The organism is Streptomyces sp. NPDC104226 (assembly GCF_055584085.1).
The window spans coordinates 1,141,846-1,160,836 of sequence record NZ_JBVJMS010000001.1 but is presented as its reverse complement, the minus strand read 5'-3'; the positions used below and the strand labels follow the sequence as shown (position 1 = coordinate 1,160,836).

Below are 18,991 nucleotides of genomic sequence, written 5' to 3'. Positions count from 1 at the left end.
CCCTGGAGGCACCGTGAAATTCTCCGTGATCTTCGAAGCTCAGCTCGCCGACCCGACCGTGGAACGGGAGCACCAGGTCATCCGGGACTGCGTCGAGCAGGCCGTGCTCGCCGAGCAGATGGGGTTCGACCGGATCTGGGCCGTGGAGCACCACTCCTTGAAGTGGTACGCCCATATGTCCGCTCCCGAGATCTTCCTGACCTGGGTGGCGGCCCGGACCAACACCATACGCATCGGGCACGGCGTCGTGTGCATGCCCTTCGCCTTCAACCACCCGGTCCGGGTCGCCGAGCGGGCCGCGATGCTCGACCTGCTGTCCGGCGGGCGGGTCGACCTCGGAGCCGGGCGGGGCGGCACCGTGCAGGAGACCTCGCTGTGCGGGGTGGACAGGGACCGCACCGCGGCGGAGGTGGAGGAGGCGCTGCGGATCATCGGGAAGGCCTGGCAGGAGGAGGAGCTGGAGTACCACGGGGAGCTCATCGACATCGATCCGCACCCCATCCTGCCGCGGCCGAGCCAGCGGCCCCATCCGCCGCTGTTCCTCGCGTGCAGTCGGGCCGAGACCCTGGTGCAGGCCGCGGAGCTGGGCGTGGGGGCGCTGGTGATGGGCTTCGCCGGGCCCGCGTCCATCGCGGGGATGCGCTCGGTCTACGACGCCGCGATCGCCGGCCGGGACGGGGGCCGCTTCGTGTCGACGGCCGTCAACGACCACTTCTCGGTGCTCTGCCCGACGATCGTGCTCGACGACCCGGAGGAGGCCCGCCGGATCGGGATCCGGGGGCAGCGGTTCTTCGCGCAGTCCATCGGCCACTGGTACGGCGGGGCGGGGGTGCCGGACGAGGCGGTGGTCGCGGGCGCCGACGAGGGCGCGGAGATGCGCCGGGCGGCCGAGCAGGTGGTGGCCCGGCTGCACGAGCAGGACATCCCGGTCCGGCCCACCGCCACGGCCACCTTCAACGCGGACCACGCCTACGGGAGCGCCGACGAGGCGATCGCGTACGTGGAGCGGCTGCGGGACGCGGGGGCCGACGAGATCATGTGCCTGATCCAGATGGGCACCGTGCCGCAGGAGGCCTGCCTGGAGACCCTGCGGCAGTGGGGCGAGAAGGTCATCCCGCACTTCGCGAAGCAGCGGGCGTAGGGGCTGCCGCCCGCGCACGCGGTGGTCGCCGGCTGCGATCCGCTGCGGGGCGAGGGGGCGGCGTACCGCCACCGGCTGCTCGGGGCCGGGGTCCGTTCGGCCCTTGACGGGCGCCCCGGAATGTTCCACGGGTTCCTCGCGCCGGCCGCAGTGCCCCCCGAGGTCGGTCGGGCGTTGGCGCGTCTGGGGGAAGTCATCGGCTCCATGCATAAGAACGGGAAGACTTTCGGTGAAACCGGGGGTGACGCAGGATAATTTCCCGGATCTCCTCTTGAGTGGAAGAGCCTCACCCGCTTACGCTGTGCCGACGTGAGGTTCTCCTGTGGAGGAAGTGACATGACGGAAACTCTTGTGCCGGGTATCGGCGGTGCCGTGATAACCGCTGGTGTACGGGTGGTCGACCACCCGGCGTGGCCCGAGCTCAAGGCCGCCGTGGAGGAGATCCGGCCCTGGCAGTCGGCCGACGGGTCCATCGACTTCGAGGTCGAGGGGTCGCACATCCGCGAAGCCGCCCCGATCGCGGTCGAGCGCGTGATCGAAGGCATCGAGGCGCTGTCGCCGCTGCTGCCGCACGGCGCCGCGTACCACCGCGCCCTCATCGGCGACCTGCGCAAGTGGGCCGACGGCGGCTTCGGCGTGCCCGACTTCCTCGACTCCCTGCTGGCCTTCGCCCCGGCCGCCGAGCGCGCCGACGGGCTCCAGCACCTCGTGGTCTTCCCGATGTACACGCAGAACGGCAACCCGGACCGCAACCTCGAAGCCGTCGTGCTGAAGATGGTGTGGCCCGAGTGGCTCTCCGAGCTGGAGCGCACCCGGTACGACAACCCGCTCTTCCTCGGCATCACCTTCGAGGACTTCACCCCGGGCTACGACACGCACTCCGCCGTGCTCTTCCCGGAGACCATCGCGGTGCGCGAGGCCCCCGAGCGCTTCACCTGGGGCGGCATCTTCTGCGACCGCGAGGCCGCCCGCTACCGCAAGGTCACCGCGGCCGCCGTCGACATCCTGGGCATCGAGCTGCCCGAGGACATCGCCCGGATGGTCGAGGACCAGGAGCGCTGCGAGAAGGCCTTCGTCCTGTGGGACATGGTCCACGACCGCACCCACAGCCACGGCGACCTGCCGTTCGACCCCTTCATGATCAAGCAGCGCCAGCCGTTCTGGATGTACGGCCTGGAGGAGCTGCGCTGCGACCTCACCGCCTTCAAGGAGGCCGTGAAGCTGGAGTCCGAGGGCAACGAGCACGGCCGTGACGTGCAGTACGCCGTCCTCTTCGACCGGATGTTCCGCTTCCCGGTGTCCGGCGACCGCACCCGCAACTACGACGGCCTCGGCGGCCAGCTCCTCTTCGCGTACCTCCACAAGCACGACGTCGTGCGCTGGACGGACAACAAGCTGAAGATCGACTGGATGCGCGCCCCGCAGGTCACCAACCAGCTGTGCGCCGAGATCGAGGACCTCTACCGGGCCGGCATCGACCGCCCGAAGCTGGTCCACTGGTTCAAGGCCTACGACCTGGTCGCCGAGTACCTCGCCCCCCACCCGGGATCCAAGTGGGCCAAGGGCCCCGACGCCCTGGACCTGACGCAGCCGCCGCGCAAGCTCGTGGACGACGTGCTTCCGGACGAGTTTCCGCTGAGCATGTTCTATGAGGCCCTGGCCAAGAAGCTCAAGGGCGTGATCGCCTCGACCAAGGGCATCACGGCAGGGAACGCCGCGGACCGCGAGACCGCCGCGCGGGTCGCCGCGTGAGCGCTCGCCCACAGGAGGCTGCACAGATGAACGGCTCCGGTAACGGGAACGGGAAGCTCCACGGGGCGGTAGTGGCGGTGGCGGGGGCCGGCGGGCCCGCCGGCCGCGCCACCCTGCTCCGCCTCGCCGAGGCGGGAGCCGTGGTCGTCGCCTCCGACGCCGACCCGGCCCGCCTCGCGGAAGCGGTGGACGCCGCCCGCTACGCCCACGGCGGCGCCACCATCACCGGCGACACCGTCGACCTGCTCGACCTGGACGCCACCAAGGCCTGGGCCGAGCAGACCGAGAAGGAGTTCGGCCGCATCGACGGCCTGGTCCACCTCGTCGGCGGCTGGCGCGGCAGCACCACCTTCACCGACGCGGACCTCGCGGACTGGGCCTTCCTGGAGAAGCTCCTCATCCGCACCGTCCAGACCACCTCCCTCGCCTTCCACGACGGACTGCTGCGCAGCGACCGCGGCCGGTACGTCCTGGTCAGCCAGTCGGGCGCGCACAAGCCGGTCGCCAACAACGCCGCGTACAACGCCGGCAAGGCGGCGGCCGAGGCCTGGACGCTCGCGATGGCGGATTCCTTCCGCAAGGCGGGTGGCGAGGACGGTCCGGGCGCCGCGGCTGCGATCCTGGTGATCAAGGCATTGGTGCACGACGCGATGCGCGCCGAGCGTCCCACTGCGAAGTTCGCGGGCTTCACCGACGTCAAGGAGCTGGCCGAGGCCATCGCCGGCGTCTGGGAGCGGCCCGCCACCGATGTGAACGGACAGCGCCTGTGGCTCACCCCCCAACCCTGAAGACCGGTGCCGTGAAGACCGCGATACGCAAGTCCGCTGCGAAGACCGACGCCCGCCGGCACCACGACCCGGCGGTGCGCGGTTTCGCGAGCGACAACTACGCCGGGGTGCACCCGGAGATCCTCGCGGCCATCGCGCTCGCCAACGGCGGCCACCAGGTCTCCTACGGCGACGACGAGTACACCGAGCACCTGCAGCAGGTCTTCCGCGGCCACTTCGGCCCGCACGCCGAGGCCTACCCGGTCTTCAACGGCACCGGCGCCAACGTGACCGCCCTGCAGGCGCTCACCGACCGCTGGGGCGCCGTGATCTGCGCCGAGTCGGCGCACATCAACGTCGACGAGGGCGGTGCGCCCGAGCGGATGGCGGGCCTCAAGCTGCTCACCGTCCCCACCCCGGACGGCAAGCTCACCCCCGAGCTCATCGACCGGCAGGCCTGGGGCTGGGAGGACGAGCACCGGGCGATGCCGCAGGTCGTCTCGATCACCCAGAACACCGAGCTCGGCACGGTCTACACCGTGGACGAGGTCCGTGCCATCTGCGAGCACGCGCACGCCAAGGGGATGAAGGTCCACCTCGACGGCGCCCGGATCGCCAACGCCGCGGCCGCCCTCGACGTGCCGATGCGCAGCTTCACCAACGCCGTCGGCGTGGACGTGCTGTCCTACGGCGGCACCAAGAACGGGATGATGGCCGGCGAGGCCGTCGTCGTGCTGAACCCGGACTCCGTCCGGCAGATGAAGCACATCCGCAAGATGTCGATGCAGCTCGCCTCCAAGATGCGCTTCGTGTCGGTGCAGCTCGAAGCGCTCCTGGCGAAGGACCTGTGGCTGCGCAACGCCCGCCACGCCAACGCGATGGCGCAGCGGCTGGCGGCCGGGGTGCGCGAGACCGACGGCGTGGAGATCCTCTACCCGGTGCAGGCGAACGCCGTGTTCGCGCGGCTCCCGCACGAGGTCACGCGACGGCTGCAGGAGCGCTACCGCTTCTACTTCTGGGACGAGATCGCGGGCGACGTCCGGTGGATGTGCAGCTACGACACCCAGGAAGAGGACGTGGACGGCTTCCTCCAGGCGTTGAAGGAAGAGCTCGCACGCTAGCCGCATAAATCTATAGGCATGCAGTCGGATGCATGAGTATGCTCCTGGATCATGGAACTGATCCAGGAGCATTCCGACGTTGCCGCCTATCTTGCGGCCGATGACGTGGTCGACCACGACCATCCACTCGTCGACGAGACCGCCGACGCGCTGTGGACGGCCACGGGCGACGCATATTCATACGCCAAAGCGGCCTTCGAGTTCGTCCGCGACACCATCCCGCACTCCGCCGACTCCGGGGACGACCGCGTCTCCTGGCGCGCCTCCGACGTCCTGGCGACGCGCAACGGCATCTGCTACGCCAAATCCCACGCGCTGACCGCCCTGCTGCGCAACCGCGGCATCCCGGCCGGCCTCTGCTACCAGCTCCTGGGTGACGACGACGGAACGCACCACGTCGTCCACGGCCTCGTCGCGCTGCGCCTGCCCGGCAGCGAGGACTGGTCCCGGGTGGACCCCCGGGGCAACAAACCCGGCGTGGACGCCCAGTTCACCCTGGACCACGAACAACTCGCCTTCCCCGTCCGCCCGGAGCTCGGCGAGATCGACTATCCAGGCCTGTACGCGGCCGCGCACCCGGCCCCGCTCAAGGCGCTCCAGGAGTCCGCGGACCGGGCGCAGTTGTGGCGGAACCTGCCGACGGCCCTGTAGGCCGTCTCCCCGCCGGGGCGGCGGCCTCGGCCGGTTCACGCACCCGGCCGCGCCCCGCCACCGCGGTGTGCAGCAGGGCCGCGGCCAGTTGCAGGGCGGCGATCGCGAGCACCAGGATCCAGGGCGGTGCGGCGGCCGCGAGCCCCACCAGCGCGGCGCCCGTCGACGCGGCCGTCACCTTCAGTCCGGCGCCGAGGGTGAACACCTGGGTCCGCGCCTCCTCGGGCGCGAACTCCGAGCGGATGCGCAGGGTGGCCGTCAGCAGCGGGCCGTCGCACAGCCCGGCGGCCGCGAACGCCACCGCCGTGAGGGTGACGGACGGCGTGAACGCGGCAGCCGTCAGCGCCACCCCGGTCGCCGCCATGGCCCAGCGGGCCAGCCGGCCGGGCGGCACGGACGTGATCCGGCCCAGGGTCAGGGAGCCGGTCAGGGCGCCCAGGGCGAAGGCGGTCATGAGCACCCCGCCGGCTCCCGGACTGCCGAGCGTGGTGGCCAGGAGCACCGCGGTCGTGGTGAGCGCCCCGATGCCCACGAAGGCCAGGGTCGTGGCCGAGGTGACGGCCCGCAGCTCCCGGACCCGCCACAGGACGGCCAGTCCGGAACCCAGCCCGGCCCGGGGCGCGCCCGGGACCGACCCCCGGCCGGGGCTCTCGTAGGGGAGGGTGGCCGCCAGGGCCGCGGCCAGGGCGCCGGAAGCCGCGAGGAGGAACATCGCCGGCCCTGCCGAGCCGAAGGCCGCGACCAGGCTGACGGCAGCCGGAGCGGTGACCGCGGCGCCGTTGTAGGTCGACGCGTCCCAGCCGTACGCCCGGTCCCGCGCGGGGCCGGGCGGAACCAGCCCCGCCACCAGGCTCGACAGCCCGCCCGTCACCATCGGACCGCAGGAGCCGCCGAGCACCGCCACCACGAGCACCACCGGCGTCGGAGCCCGCCCGAGCAGGAACGCCAGGGCCGCCACGGCCGTGGTGAATCCCGCCAGGGCGCCCACGTGGAAGAGGCGGGGCCGGCGCGACCTGGCCGCGGCGGCCCCCGCGAGGGGAGCCGCGAGCACGTGCGGGGCCAGCCAGGCGGTCAGGACGAACGCGCCGTGGGCGGCGCTCCCGGTCCGCTGGAGGGCGAGCAGCACGACGGCCATGCCCATGCCCTCGGAGGCGAAGCGCGCCGCCAGTGCGGCGGCCAAGTACCGTCCGAGCCCCGGCATTCCGGTCCCTTTCGCCAGGTGACGTGGCAGAGGGGTGCGAGGTTACGCCATACGGGTGTAGCACGAAAGGATCGCGATTTTCGGTCAATAGGAAACCTTCCTGCCTGACATCGTTGTCAGCTTGGCATGCGCATGAGTATCTTCGGCCGCAGGATCCCCCCACGGACCCCATGGACCCCACAGCCCCCCCCGGACCACCCCCAACGTGACCGGACGCCCACGGACCCCCCCACCTCCGACCGGAAGGCGCTTCATGCGTTACGGAGTCCCCGCCGGGCTGCTCGCCGCGGCCCTCGGCCTGGTCGCGGCGCTGACCCTCGCCCCCGCCTCCGCCGCCGTCACCCCCGTCGACCCCGGCGCCCCTGCCGTGCTCGCGGCCGCCCCCACGGCCTTCGCGCACCCCGGAGTCCTGAACAGCCGCGCCCAACTGGACTTCGTACGGGCCAAGGTGCAGGCCGGGCAGCAGCCGTGGAAGGCGGCCTTCGACGACATGCTCGCGAGCCGCTACGGGTCGCTGTCCCGGACGCCCAAGCCGCGCGAGATCGTCGAATGCGGCTCCTACTCCAATCCCGACCTCGGCTGCACCGACGAGCGGGAGGACGCGATAGCCGCGTACACCGACGCGCTCGCCTGGTACATCACCCGCGACACCCGGTACGCGAAGAAGTCGATCGAGCTGATGGACGCCTGGTCCGCGCGGATCAAGGACCACACCAACAGCAACGCCCCGCTGCAGAGCGGCTGGGCGGGCTCCACCTGGCCGCGCGCCGCCGAGATCGTCAAGCACACCTACACCGGCGGCTGGCCGAACCAGGGGCGCTTCGCCACGATGCTGCGTGACGTCTACCTGCCCGAGGTGATCGGCGGGAAGCCGAACAGCAACGGCAACTGGGAACTGATCATGATGGACGCCGCCGTCGGGATCTCCGTCCACCTCGACGACCGCGCGAGCTACGACAAGGCGCTGGCGATCTACCTCGGCAGGGTGCCCGCCTACTTCTACCTGGCTTCCGACGGGCCGCAGCCTAAGTACCCGCCGCGCTCCACCGTCGACACCAGGAGCGAGCTGATCGACTACTGGCACGGCCAGAGCACCTTCGTGGACGGTCTGGCGCAGGAGACCTGCCGGGACTTCGGCCACACCGGCATGGGCATTGCGGCGGCCCTGCACGTGGCCGAGACCTCGCGCATCCAAGGGCGCGACCTGTACCCGGAGTTCAAGGACCGGTTCCGCCACGCGCTGGGCTTCCACGCGAAGTACGAACTCGGTGAGGCCGTGCCCTCCTGGCTGTGCGGCGGAAGCCTCGCCAAGGGGCTGGGTCCGGCCACCGAGGTCGGCTACAACGCCCTGCACACCCGGCTCGGCGTCACGATGGAGAACACCCGCCGGCTCACCGAGGGCCGCCGCCCGGCCGGTACCGAGAACCACTTCGAGGCGTGGGAGACGCTGACCCACGCGGAGAACCCGAACTGACGCAGGCACGCCCGACGCAGGACCGGGCCCCGGAGGCAGGACCGGACCCCGGACGCAGGACCGCGGCCCCGCCCGATGGGCGGGGCCGCGGTCTGCCGCACGGCTCGGTACGTCCCGGCAGGCCTCAGCCGGCTTCCTTGACCTGGGCCGGGGTCGGCGCGGTGCCGCCGAGGTGGGCCGGCAGCCACCAGGAGTCCTCGGTGCCCTTGGGCTTGGCCGGGTAGGCGGCCTGGGCGGCGTCCAGCAGCTCCTGCACCCGCTCGCGCACCCGGCGGGTGATGGCCCCCGCGAACTGGTCGGCCGGCGCCTCCATCGGCTCGCCCACCCGCATCGTCACCGGGATGTGGCTGCGCTTGAGGTCCTTGGGGCGGCCCTTGGTCCACAGCCGCTGCGTGCCCCACAGGGCCACCGGGATCAGCGGGACGCCGGCCTCCTGGGCCATCCGCGCCGCGCCCGACTTGAAGCTCTTGAGCGTGAAGGACTGGGAGATCGTCGCCTCCGGGAACACGCCGATGATCTCGCCGGAGCGCAGCGAGTCCAGTGCGTGCTGGTAGGCGGTCTCACCCTGCGCGCGGTCCACGGGGATGTGCTTCATCGCGCGCATCAGCGGGCCGGACACCTTGTGCCGGAACACCGACTCCTTCGCCATGAAGCGGACGAGGCGCTTCTGCGGGCGGGCGGTCAGCCCGGCGAAGATGAAGTCGAGGTAGCCGATGTGGTTCGACACCAGAACGGCCCCGCCCTTGCGCGGGATGTTCTCGGTGCCCTTCATGTCGATGCGGATGTCGAGCGCGCGGAACAGGCCGTGCGCGGCGCCGATGACCGGGGGGTAGACGAGCTCAGCCATGGTGGGGAGACCCCGCTTTCTGCCTGGAGGTGCTCCCGGCCGGAAGTTACGGCTGCGTAGGTACGCGGCCATGGGGATCGTGCCCCAAACGCGAGCCGCAGGCCAGCCCAGACGCCCGTGCCCGGCGAGATTCTCGTCACGCCGGGAATGCGGAGGGTCCGCGGGGCGCTCCGATCACCGTATGACCGTACCGGGATGATGGACGAAAGCCCGTACGGGCCAGGCGACGGCTGAGACGGGGGCGCGGGTGCGCGCAGGCGAGCGGGACGAGGGCGCGGACGGGACGGTGGACCGAACCACGGCCGGAACCGCGGATCGAACCACGGACGCAACCGCCGGCGAGGCCGCGGGCGCGGGCCGGGGCGACGGTCGGCTCGGCCTCGCCGAACTGGGTGCCGAGCCGGGGGAGCGGGCCACGCTCGTGCAGTTCTCCAGTGCCTTCTGCCAGCCCTGCCGGGCCACCCGGCGGATCCTGGACGAGGTGGCGGCCATGGTCGGGGGCGTCCGGCACATCGAGATCGACGCCGAGAAGAACCTGGACCTCGTGCGGGCCCTGGGCATCGTGAAGACCCCGACCGTACTGGTCCTGGACGCGGCCGGCCGGATCGTGCGGCGGGCCGCCGGGATGCCGCGCAAGGCGGACGTGATCGCCGCCCTGGGCGCCGCCGTGTGACGCGGGGCGCGGAACCGGGCTCCCGGCGGGCGCCGGGGGCGTCCGGTGAGCCGGTGCACGCGTCCGCACGCAGCGTGACGCGCCCTACATCTGATTGTTAAGGCTTGACTGTGTACACGAGAGATCGCCAGGCTTGCGATATGCGGTATGAACTCCTGTTTTACGGACGGGGCACCTCCTGATGACGGCTCCGACGGCTCCCTCCCCCCGGGCCGGCGCAGGCCTGCCCGGCTCGCCCGCGCTGCTGCGCTCGGTGTTCCGCCGACACGCCGCGGGCGTCGCCGTGATCACTGCCGAGAGCGGTGGCCGGCCGGTGGGATTCACCGCGACCTCGCTCAACTCCGTCTCGGCGGACCCCCCGCTCCTGTCGTTCACCATCGGCACCGGCTCTTCCAGCTGGCCGGGGATACGGGACTCCGAGCACCTCGGGGTCCACATACTCGGTGAGCAGCAGGGGGAGTTGGCGGGCCTGTTCGCCCGCAACGGGGCCGACCGCTTCGGGTCGGCGACCGACTGGGCGCCCGGCCCGCACGGGGTTCCGGTCCTGGGCGGCGTCCTGGCCTGGCTGGTGTGCCGGGTCGTGGCGCGGGTTCCGGCCGGCGAGCACCGGGTGATCATCGCGGAGGCGGTCGCCGGGGACCCGGCGGGGGACCCCGCGGGCGATCCGGCCGGCGAGGGCCGTCCGCTGCTGTACCACCAGGGGCGCTTCAACGCGTTGCGGGACTGAATCGTCCCTGCTGGGGCCGGTTCCGCCGGCGTTGGCCAGATCACAGTTCACCGGCCTTGCAACCTGGCGGAACCCGCTGTGTACTGACGAGTAACATTCCTGACGGGGCGCGGGCCGCCCCGGCGGGAACGGCCCGAGATGGCGCCTATGCTGCCTGCACAAGGCGGTACCAGAAATGTCGATGCGGTAGGAGAGCCGGCGTGAGCCTGAGGATCGTTGTCTGTGTGAAGTACGTGCCCGACGCCACTGGCGACCGGCAGTTCACCGAAGACCTGACCGTCAACCGTGACGACGTCGACGGCCTGCTGTCGGAGCTCGACGAGTACGCCGTCGAGCAGGCGCTGCAGATCGCCGACGAGGCCGACGACGCGGAGATCACCGTCCTGACGGTGGGACCCGAGGACGCGAAGGACGCGCTGCGCAAGGCGCTGTCCATGGGTGCCGACAAGGCCATCCACGTCGAGGACGACGACCTGCACGGCAGTGACGTCATGGCGACCTCGCTGGTGCTCGCCAAGGCGGTCGAGAAGGCCGGTTACGACCTGGTCATCACGGGCATGGCATCGACCGACGGCACCATGGGTGTCCTCCCGGCGATCCTGGCCGAGCGCCTGGGCGTCCCGCAGGTCACCCTGCTCTCCGAGGTCAAGGTCGAGGACGGGGTCGTCACCGGCCGCCGCGACGGCGACTCGGCGAGCGAGCAGCTGGAGGCTTCCCTCCCGGCGCTCGTCTCGGTGACGGACCAGTCGGGCGAGGCCCGCTACCCGTCCTTCAAGGGCATCATGGCCGCCAAGAAGAAGCCGGTGGAGTCCTGGGACCTGGAGGACCTGGAGATCGAGTCCGACGAGGTCGGCCTCGAAGGCTCCTGGACCGCGGTCGACTCCGCGACCCAGCGTCCGGCCCGCACCGCCGGCACGATCGTCAAGGACGAGGGCGAGGGCGGCAAGTCGCTGGCCGAGTTCCTGGCCGGCCAGAAGTTCATCTAAGAGCTTCGGCCCCTCTCGATCACCCCTGACTACTTCGCATTCGCAGGAGCATCCCCATGGCTGAAGTCCTCGTCTACGTCGACCACGTCGACGGCGCCGTCCGCAAGCCCACCCTCGAACTGCTGACGCTGGCCCGCCGCATCGGCGAGCCCGTCGCCGTCGCCCTCGGCGCCGGTGCCGAGGCCACCGCCGCCGTGCTCGCCGAGCACGGTGCCGTCAAGGTCCTCACCGCCGAAGCCCCGGAGTTCTCCGACTACCTCGTCGTACCGAAGGTGGACGCGCTCCAGGCCGCGTACGACGCGGTTTCCCCCGCGGCGGTCCTGGTCCCCTCCTCCGCCGAGGGCAAGGAGATCGCCGCCCGCCTGGCGGTCCGCATCGGCTCCGGCATCATCACCGACGCCACCGACCTGGAGGCAGGTGACGAGGGCCCGGTCGCGACGCAGGCCGCGTTCGCCGCGTCCTTCAGCACCAAGTCCCGCGTCTCCAAGGGCACCCCGGTCATCACCGTGAAGCCGAACTCGGCCCCGGTCGAGGCCGCTCCGGCCGCCGGCGCCGTCGAGGCGCTCGCCGTCACCTTCGGCGCCCTGGCCACCGGCACCAAGGTCACCTCCCGCACCCCGCGCGAGTCGACCGGCCGCCCCGAGCTGACCGAGGCCGCGATCGTGGTCTCCGGCGGCCGCGGCGTCAACGGCGCCGAGAACTTCCACATCATCGAGGCCCTCGCGGACTCCCTCGGTGCGGCCGTCGGCGCCTCGCGCGCCGCCGTGGACGCCGGCTGGTACCCGCACTCCAACCAGGTCGGCCAGACCGGCAAGTCGGTCTCCCCGCAGCTGTACATCGCCTCCGGCATCTCGGGCGCGATCCAGCACCGCGCCGGCATGCAGACGTCGAAGACGATCGTCGCGATCAACAAGGACGCCGAGGCTCCGATCTTCGACCTCGTCGACTACGGCGTGGTCGGCGACCTCTTCGCGGTCGTCCCCCAGCTGACCGACGAGATCAAGGCGCGCAAGGGCTAAAACCCTGCCGCAGGCGCTGACCTGCGGGTAAGTGGTCTCCGGGGTCGTGTGGTGTTTCTCACCGCACGGCCCCGAGTCGTTTGTCCAGGACGGCGCAGCGACCATTGACTGAGCGGAACCCCGTGACTAAATTCTGTAATGCGGATCTAAGATTCCGTGAAGCGGAAAAGAGGAGAGTGCACGATGGGTCAGCAGGAGAAGGTGGCGACGAGCCTCGCAGGCGCGGTCAGCGAGGGCATCAGCGCTTCCCTCAAGCCGGTGGACGCGGAACTCGCGCGCCACTACCCGGGCGACCCCGGCACCCGCCAGCCCATCCACACGGTCTACGTGCCCGGTGACGTCTTCGACGCGGACACCATCCGCTCCTGGGGCGACCAGGCCCTCGCGGCCCTCGACGAGCACGCCCCGGACGCGGCCACCTTCGCCAAGGTACTCGGAATCTCCGACGAACTGGCCGTGCCGGTCTACGACCGCGTCCGCGCCAAGCTCGCCTCCGAGCCCATCGAGGACCTGCGCGTCGACTTCGAGGACGGCTTCGGCGTCCGCTCCGACGAGGAGGAGGACCAGGCCGCGGCCCGCGCCGCCCGCCTCGTCGCCGAAGCCTTCTCCAACGGCACGAACGCCCCGTACATGGGCATCCGGATGAAGTGCATGGAGTCCAACGTCCGCGACCGCGGCATCCGGACCACCGACATCTTCCTCTCCGGCCTGCTCGCCCACGGCGGCCTGCCCGAGGGCCTCGTCCTGACCCTGCCCAAGGTCACCTACCCCGAGCAGGTCACGGCCTTCGTGCAGCTGCTGGAGGCCTTCGAGACCGCCCGCGGCCTGCGCCCGGGCCGGATCGGCTTCGAGATCCAGATCGAGACCAGCCAGTCCATCCTCGCCTCCGACGGCACCGCCGCGGTCGCCAAGATGATCGAGGCCTCCAAGGGCCGCGCCACCGGCCTGCACTACGGCACCTTCGACTACAGCGCCTGCGTCGGCGTCTCCGCCGCGTACCAGTCGAGCGACCACCCGGCCGCCGACCACGCCAAGGCGATCATGCAGGTCGCGGCTGCCGGCACCGGCGTGCGCGTCTCCGACGGCTCGACCAACGTCAAGCCCGTCGGCACCACCGAGCAGGTCCACGAGGCCTGGAAGCTGCACTACGGCCTCACCCGCCGCGCCCTGGCCCGTGCCTACTACCAGGGCTGGGACATGCACCCGGCGCACCTCCCGACCCGCTACGCGGCCGTCTTCGTCTTCTACCGCGAGGGCCTCGAAGCGGCCGCCGCGCGACTGAAGGCGTACGTCGCCAAGATCGAGGGCGACGTCATGGACGAGCCCGCCACCGCGAAGGCCCTGGCCGGCTACCTGGTCCGCGGCCTGGACTGCGGCGCCGTCGGCGCCGAAGAGGTCACCGCCCTCACCGGCCTGACCCGCGCGGAACTGGACGCCTTCGCCATCCCGCGCCGCTCGGCGACCCTGACGGCGACCGCCTGAGGCGAGTAGCCCCCGTACGAGGCCCGGCCGGTCTGCCCCCGGCCGGGCCTTTCGGCGCCTCAGGGACCGCGGACCAGCCAGAGCCGAAGGACACCGTCGTCGCAGGCGGCGGCCAGCAGGCTCCCGTCGGGGGAGAAGGCCGCCGAGGTCGCGCGGGCCCCCCGGCCGTTCAGCGGGTCGGCGACGAACCGCCCGCTCGCGGCGTCCCAGAGCCGCAGGGAGCCGTCGTCGCCCGTGGTGGCCAGCAGACCGCCGTCGGGAGCGAACTCCAGCGCCGTGATGCCCGGCCGGTATCCCGTCAGGAGCGGTCCCAGTGCCTCGCCGGACCGCGGGTTCCACAGCGAGATGCCCGCCCCGTCCCGGTCGACGAGGGCCAGCCGCACCCCGTCGGGCGCGAAGGCGGCCGGCGGACGCACCGAGCCCGGACGCTCGGGGAACGGCCGGCAGGCGAGGGCGCCGGTCGCCGCGTCCCACACGTGCACCTGCTCCCCGACGACGGCCAGCAGCCCGCCGTACAGGGAGAAGCGCACCTCGCTGCCGTGGTCCGGCTCGCCCGGATCGAAGGGGCCGCCCCGCTGCGTGAAGGTGGCGGTGTCGTGCACGGTCACCGCGCCGTCGGTACGGGTGAGGGCGACCAGGTGGCCGCCCGGCGAGTACGCCATGTGCTCGACCATGGACACCCGGACGCGGTCCGCCGGTCCGGTCGGTGGAGTCAGCCCGCGGGAGGTCCAGATGCCCGCCAGGCCGCCGTCCGGGGTGAACTCAACTCCCCAGGCGGGCACCCCGGTCGGTACGAACCGCTCGACGCGCTCGCCCGGGAGGGCCGGGTCCCACACGAGCAGCCGACCCGTGTCGCTCACCGCGAGGACCAGGGAGCCGTCGGGCGAGAACCGCAGCCGGTCGAAGGTCTTGCCGTCGACCGGGGGCGACAGCGAAGGCAGCGGTACGGCGACCTTCCTGCGCAGGACGGCCGTCAGCGCCGCGACACCGCCGGACGCCAGGAACGACGGGGACAACGGGGCGGGGCCGGTGCCGTGCAGCAGCACGACCTGGTCGTCGCCCGCGGTGGCGAGCGTGCGTCCGTCCGGGGAGAAGGCCACGGCATTGACCGCGAGGGTGTGACCGCCGAGCGGCCGCCCGACGGGCGCGCCCGTCCCCGTGTCCCACAGCCGTACGGTCCGGTCGCCCCCGGCGGTGGCGAGCATCCGCCCGTCGGGGGAGAAGGCCACGGCGTTGACGGCGCCCGCGTGTCCGACGAGTGCGGGGCAGCACGGGCGGCCGGTGGCGGTGTCCCAGACCCGCGCCGTGCCGTCGTGGCTGCCGGTGGCCAGGAGCCGCCCGTCCGGGGAGTAGGAGAGCGCCTCCACGTTGTCCGAGTGCCCGGCCATGACCGCCCCGAGCGGCTGCCCGGTGGCGGTGTCCCACTGCTGTACGGAGGAGAACGCGTCGACGGCCGCCAGTCGTCGGCCGTCCGCGGAGAGGGCGAGGACCTCCGGAAGTCCGCCGCAGTCCGCCAGGGCCGCCCCCACCGGGCTGCCGGCGTCCAGGTCCCGTACGCGGACCTCTTCGCCCGTGAGGACGACGCCGAACAGGCTCCCGTCGGAGGTGAACGCCACTCCGTCGAGGTCCCGGACGGTGTGGGGCCAAGAACCGTGCGAGGACAGGAAGGTCATCGACACCGGGTCCCACACCTCCACGTCGCCGTCGTCGAAGACGGCGAGGGCACGGTCGCCGGTGGGGGAGAAGGCGACGTGGAGGGCGGGAGTGACGGTGTAGCCGCCCGTGACGGTGCGCTTGGCCCACACACCTTCCGAGCGGCCCTCCGAGACGCTCCACAGCCGGACCGTGCCGTCGTTGCCCGCCGACGCCACGGTCCGGCCGTCGGGCGAGAAGGCGAGCTGCCAGACGGTGCGCACGTGTCCGACGAGCCGGTACGCGATCCGGAACTCCCCCGAGGCGGTCGGATCCGTCCGACCTGTCGGGTCGGCGGGGCCGGGCAGGTCGTCCGTGTCCGGTGCCGTTGCGGGGCCTTGCGCCGTGGACGGCGTGGCCACCGTGGACGGCGCGTGCGCCGGGGCGGGATCCAGGGGAAGCGAGGGGCCACCGGGGTCCCGGCGGCGCTGCACGCGGTCGTCGAGGGCGGCCAGATCGCGCCAGCGTCGGCGCCATGCCTCCAGTTCGGGCGCATGGTGCGGGGGTACGGGTTGGTCGTGGCCGAAGGCGTCGAACGCGTGGAGGATCCGCACCAGGCCCATGAGGGTGTCCAGTCCGGGCAGCCGCTGGCCGCGGAACGCATCGCTGAGGGTGGCCTTCGGGAGTCGGATCCCCGTCGTCGACCTCTGGGCGCGGGCGTCGATCCCGCGGTACGCGGGTCTGCCCCGGTCGATCCGCAGCTGGCGCAAGTCCGCTGCGAAGGCGGCGAGTTCATCCTCGAATGCGGCGCTGTTCTCCATCAGGGCCCAGGTTAGGGGTGTTCGGCACGGGTTCGCCGGACAATCCCGAACAGCGGGGAGCCGTTCGGCCGCCCGACGGTGTCCGGCGCTGTCCGGCGGCACCCGGGGGTTCGTCCGGCGGTGTGCCGACTTCGTTCGGCCCGTGCCGTGCGGCGGTCCGTCGCGCGCTGCAATCGGTGCATGACCACACCTGAGCCACACGACCCCCGCAACACCGGGTCCCGGCAACCCGATCCGCCGCTCCTGACCCTGCACGCCGCCGTCGTGCTGATCGTCGCCGCCCTCGCGGGGTTCACCGTCGGCGGGCTGAGTCACCTCGGCGGGGTGTCCGGCGCACTGTCGGTCCTCGCGGGTCTGGGGGCCGGGGGCGGTGCCGTCCCCGTGATCCACGGCCTCATCCGGTGACCGGAGGGGGGAGCTCGCCCGAGCCGCGGGGGATCAGGCGGGTGGGGAGTTCGATGCGGGCCGGGGGGAGCTCGGCGCCCGCCAAGCGCTGGAAGAGACGGTCGGTGGCCACGCGGCCCAGAGCCGCGGCGTCCTGGGCGATGACCGTGATCCCGGGATTCAGGAGGTCCGCGAGTTCGAAGTCGTCGAAGCCGACCAGGGCCACCGGGTGCGGGAGGGCCGCGAGGACCCGTACGGCCGTGACCGTCACGCGGTTGTTCCCGGCGAACAGGGCCGTGACGGGGTCCGGGCCGGACAGCATGGACCGGGCGGCCGCCGAGACGCGCTCCGGCGCCGTCGTGCCCAGCGAGACCCAGGATTCGGCCACTGGCAGGCCGGCGTCCGCCATGGCCGCGCGGTAGCCCCGCAGGCGCTCGGTCGCCGTGTGGATGTGCGGCTGGTCGCCGATGAAGCCGATCCGGCGGTGGCCGCCCGCGATCAGGTGCGCCACCCCGTCCACGGCGCCCCCGAAGCTGTCGGACAGGACGACGTCCGCGTCGATCCGGCCCGCGGGGCGGTCCACGAAGACCGTCGCCACCCCGGCCCGGATCTCCGGCTCCAGGTAGCGGTGGTCGTCGCCGGCCGGGATCACCACCAGCCCGTCCACCCGGCGGGCACACAGGGCGAGCGCCAACTCCCGCTCGCGCTCCGGGTCCTCGTCGCTGGAGCCGTTGATGAGCAGGGCGCCGTGGGCGCGGGCCACCTCTTCCACGGCCCGGTTGAGCGGCCCGTAGAAGGGGTCGGAGAGATCCTCCAGGACCAGGCCGACGGTGGCGGTGCGCCCCTTGCGCAGCACCCGTGCGCTGTCGTTGCGGCGGAAGCCGAGCATGTCGATGGCCTCCTGGACCCGCCTCTCGGTGTCCGGGGTGACCCCCGGCTCCCCGTTGACCACGCGTGACACCGTTTTGAGGCCCACGCCGGCCTGGGCCGCCACGTCCTTCATGGTCGGCCGGTTGCCGTAGCGGGGCTCGGACGAGCGGCGGGTGTGCGGCACGGGTGCGAACCTCCGGAGGGCGGGTGCGGGGACGGGGGCGGCCGGTGCTGCGTCCATGCCCCTGACCTTGAGGATAAGCACTCCGCGGAGTGCCGGGGTTTCCGTGGCAGGGTGGTGCGGGCAAGCCACTGGGGGCATCGGGAGAGGGGCAGACGTGATTGTCTGGATCAACGGCACCTTCAGCGCCGGAAAGAGCAGTACGGCACGCGAACTGACCGGGCTCCTGCCGGACAGCACCTTGTTCGACCCGGAGTTCGTCGGCGACGCGCTCCGCGTGCTCCTGCCGCGCAAACGGCTCGCGGAGGTCTCCGACTACCAGGACCTGCCGAGCTGGCGGCAGCTCGTCGTGGACACCGCGGCGGCGATGCTGGCGGAGCTGGGCGGGGTGCTGGTGGTCCCGATGACACTGCTGCGCCAGGAGTACCGGGACGAGATCTTCGGGGGGCTCGCGGCCCGCAGGATTCCGGTGAGGCACGTCCTGCTCGCCCCGGAGGAAACGATCCTTCGCGAGCGGATCGCGACCCGGGAGGAACCGGGCGCGGCGGCGGACGTGGACCTGCGCGTGCGGCAGTGGGCCTACGACCACATCCCCGCCTACCAGAACGCGCTGGGCTGGCTGACGGCCGACGCGCACGTCATCGACAACGGGACCCTGACCGTACGGGAGACGGCCGAGCGGATCGCCGAGGCCGTACGCACCGACACGGCCCGGGTCTGCGACATCGTGCAGACCCCGCAGCCGACGCGCGAGACGGTCGCGGCCGGAGTGCTGCTCTTCGACGACGCGGACCGGGTGCTGCTGGTGGACCCCACGTACAAGCCGGGGTGGGAGTTCCCCGGCGGGGTCGTCGAGGCCGGCGAAGCCCCGGCGTGCGCGGGGGTGCGGGAGGTCGAGGAGGAACTCGGGCTCGTACTGGAACGCCTCCCGGAGCTCCTGGTCGTCGACTGGGAGCCGCCGGGCCCCCCGGCGGGCTACGGCGGCCTGCGGCTGCTGTTCGACGGCGGCCGGCTGTCGGCGGCGCAGACCGGGCGGCTGCGGCTCCCCGGACCGGAGCTGCGGGCCTGGCGGTTCGTGACGGAGGACGAGGCGGCGGACCTGCTGCCACCGGTGCGCTACGAGAGGCTCCGCGGCGCCCTGCGGGCCCGCGCACGCGGCCGGGCCGCGTACCTGGAGGCAGGGCGGGCCGTCCCCGAAACGACGCGGTAGCCGCCCGAGCCGGCACCGGCACCCACGTGCTGCGCCGCGCGGGTCGGACCCC

The 18,991-nt window shown here is 72.3% G+C and carries 18 protein-coding genes; 14 read left to right on the top strand and 4 right to left on the bottom strand.

The genetic code is table 11. The annotated features are described in order from the left end of the window. Positions 1–13 precede the first annotated feature (13 nt). The 6 genes from ACZ60J_RS05095 (at position 14) to ACZ60J_RS05070 (ending at position 5,432) form a co-directional block, all read left to right on the top strand. Positions 14–1,141 carry an LLM class flavin-dependent oxidoreductase gene (locus ACZ60J_RS05095; protein WP_469679009.1) on the top strand — a complete coding sequence of 376 codons (1,128 nt, stop codon included), beginning with the start codon at positions 14–16 and terminating at the stop codon, positions 1,139–1,141. 3 nt (positions 1,142–1,144) lie between these two features. Further along, entirely contained in the window at positions 1,145–1,396 is a 252-nt protein-coding gene (locus ACZ60J_RS05090; RefSeq protein WP_469679116.1) for an alpha/beta hydrolase fold domain-containing protein, read from the top strand. Positions 1,397–1,477: 81 nt separating this feature from the next. Then, the gene (locus tag ACZ60J_RS05085) at positions 1,478–2,893 is read left to right on the top strand and encodes a DUF6421 family protein (protein WP_469679008.1); all 1,416 of its coding nucleotides are present in this window, start codon (positions 1,478–1,480) and stop codon (positions 2,891–2,893) included. Positions 2,894–2,919: 26 nt separating this feature from the next. Beyond that, entirely contained in the window at positions 2,920–3,681 is a 762-nt protein-coding gene (locus ACZ60J_RS05080) for an SDR family NAD(P)-dependent oxidoreductase (protein WP_469679007.1), read from the top strand. A gap of 11 nt (positions 3,682–3,692) precedes the next feature. Continuing rightward, on the top strand, positions 3,693–4,781 hold the full coding sequence (locus ACZ60J_RS05075; RefSeq protein WP_469679006.1) for a threonine aldolase family protein: 1,089 nt from the start codon (positions 3,693–3,695) through the stop codon (positions 4,779–4,781). Between the two features lie 51 nt (positions 4,782–4,832). Continuing rightward, a complete protein-coding gene (locus ACZ60J_RS05070) occupies positions 4,833–5,432 on the top strand; it encodes a transglutaminase-like domain-containing protein (protein WP_469679005.1) in 600 nt (199 codons plus the stop codon). Here ACZ60J_RS05070 and ACZ60J_RS05065 read toward each other — a convergent pair. Further along, the gene (locus ACZ60J_RS05065) at positions 5,368–6,633 is read right to left on the bottom strand and encodes an MFS transporter (protein WP_469679004.1); all 1,266 of its coding nucleotides are present in this window, start codon (positions 6,631–6,633) and stop codon (positions 5,368–5,370) included. The genes ACZ60J_RS05070 and ACZ60J_RS05065 overlap by 65 nt on opposite strands. A 253-nt stretch (positions 6,634–6,886) precedes the next feature. Here ACZ60J_RS05065 and ACZ60J_RS05060 point away from each other — a divergent pair, with 253 nt between their 5' ends. Continuing rightward, the gene (locus ACZ60J_RS05060; protein WP_469679003.1) at positions 6,887–8,107 is read left to right on the top strand and encodes an alginate lyase family protein; all 1,221 of its coding nucleotides are present in this window, start codon (positions 6,887–6,889) and stop codon (positions 8,105–8,107) included. A 124-nt stretch (positions 8,108–8,231) separates the two neighbouring features. On the opposite strand, the gene ACZ60J_RS05055 is transcribed toward ACZ60J_RS05060, so the two are convergent. Then, positions 8,232–8,954, bottom strand: coding sequence for a lysophospholipid acyltransferase family protein (locus ACZ60J_RS05055; RefSeq protein ID WP_469679002.1), 723 nt, complete (start codon positions 8,952–8,954; stop codon positions 8,232–8,234). A 388-nt stretch (positions 8,955–9,342) separates the two neighbouring features. On the opposite strand from ACZ60J_RS05055, the gene ACZ60J_RS05050 reads away from it, so the two are divergent. The 5 genes from ACZ60J_RS05050 (at position 9,343) to ACZ60J_RS05030 (ending at position 13,841) form a co-directional block, all read left to right on the top strand. Beyond that, the gene (locus ACZ60J_RS05050; protein WP_469679115.1) at positions 9,343–9,627 is read left to right on the top strand and encodes a TlpA family protein disulfide reductase; all 285 of its coding nucleotides are present in this window, start codon (positions 9,343–9,345) and stop codon (positions 9,625–9,627) included. Positions 9,628–9,808: 181 nt separating this feature from the next. Continuing rightward, positions 9,809–10,354 carry a flavin reductase family protein gene (locus ACZ60J_RS05045; protein ID WP_469679001.1) on the top strand — a complete coding sequence of 182 codons (546 nt, stop codon included), beginning with the start codon at positions 9,809–9,811 and terminating at the stop codon, positions 10,352–10,354. A gap of 200 nt (positions 10,355–10,554) precedes the next feature. Continuing rightward, positions 10,555–11,340, top strand: a complete 786-nt coding sequence (locus ACZ60J_RS05040; protein ID WP_469679000.1) for an electron transfer flavoprotein subunit beta/FixA family protein — start codon at positions 10,555–10,557, stop codon at positions 11,338–11,340. Between the two features lie 56 nt (positions 11,341–11,396). Next, the gene (locus tag ACZ60J_RS05035) at positions 11,397–12,359 is read left to right on the top strand and encodes an electron transfer flavoprotein subunit alpha/FixB family protein (protein ID WP_469678999.1); all 963 of its coding nucleotides are present in this window, start codon (positions 11,397–11,399) and stop codon (positions 12,357–12,359) included. A 183-nt stretch (positions 12,360–12,542) separates the two neighbouring features. Then, a complete protein-coding gene (locus ACZ60J_RS05030) occupies positions 12,543–13,841 on the top strand; it encodes a DUF6986 family protein (protein WP_469678998.1) in 1,299 nt (432 codons plus the stop codon). A gap of 59 nt (positions 13,842–13,900) precedes the next feature. Here the strand turns inward: ACZ60J_RS05030 and ACZ60J_RS05025 are convergent, their stop codons facing one another. Continuing rightward, a complete protein-coding gene (locus ACZ60J_RS05025; protein ID WP_469678997.1) occupies positions 13,901–16,294 on the bottom strand; it encodes a WD40 repeat domain-containing protein in 2,394 nt (797 codons plus the stop codon). A 180-nt stretch (positions 16,295–16,474) separates the two neighbouring features. On the opposite strand from ACZ60J_RS05025, the gene ACZ60J_RS05020 reads away from it, so the two are divergent. Next, positions 16,475–16,699, top strand: a complete 225-nt coding sequence (locus ACZ60J_RS05020) for a hypothetical protein (protein ID WP_469678996.1) — start codon at positions 16,475–16,477, stop codon at positions 16,697–16,699. Here ACZ60J_RS05020 and ACZ60J_RS05015 read toward each other — a convergent pair. After that, positions 16,689–17,681 (bottom strand): LacI family DNA-binding transcriptional regulator, encoded by a 993-nt coding sequence (locus tag ACZ60J_RS05015; protein ID WP_469679114.1) that lies wholly within the window; start codon positions 17,679–17,681, stop codon positions 16,689–16,691. The genes ACZ60J_RS05020 and ACZ60J_RS05015 overlap by 11 nt on opposite strands. Positions 17,682–17,886: 205 nt before the next feature. Between ACZ60J_RS05015 and ACZ60J_RS05010 the strand changes: the two genes are divergently transcribed. After that, a complete protein-coding gene (locus ACZ60J_RS05010; RefSeq protein ID WP_469678995.1) occupies positions 17,887–18,939 on the top strand; it encodes an NUDIX hydrolase in 1,053 nt (350 codons plus the stop codon). The last annotated feature ends 52 nt before the right edge of the window (positions 18,940–18,991 follow it).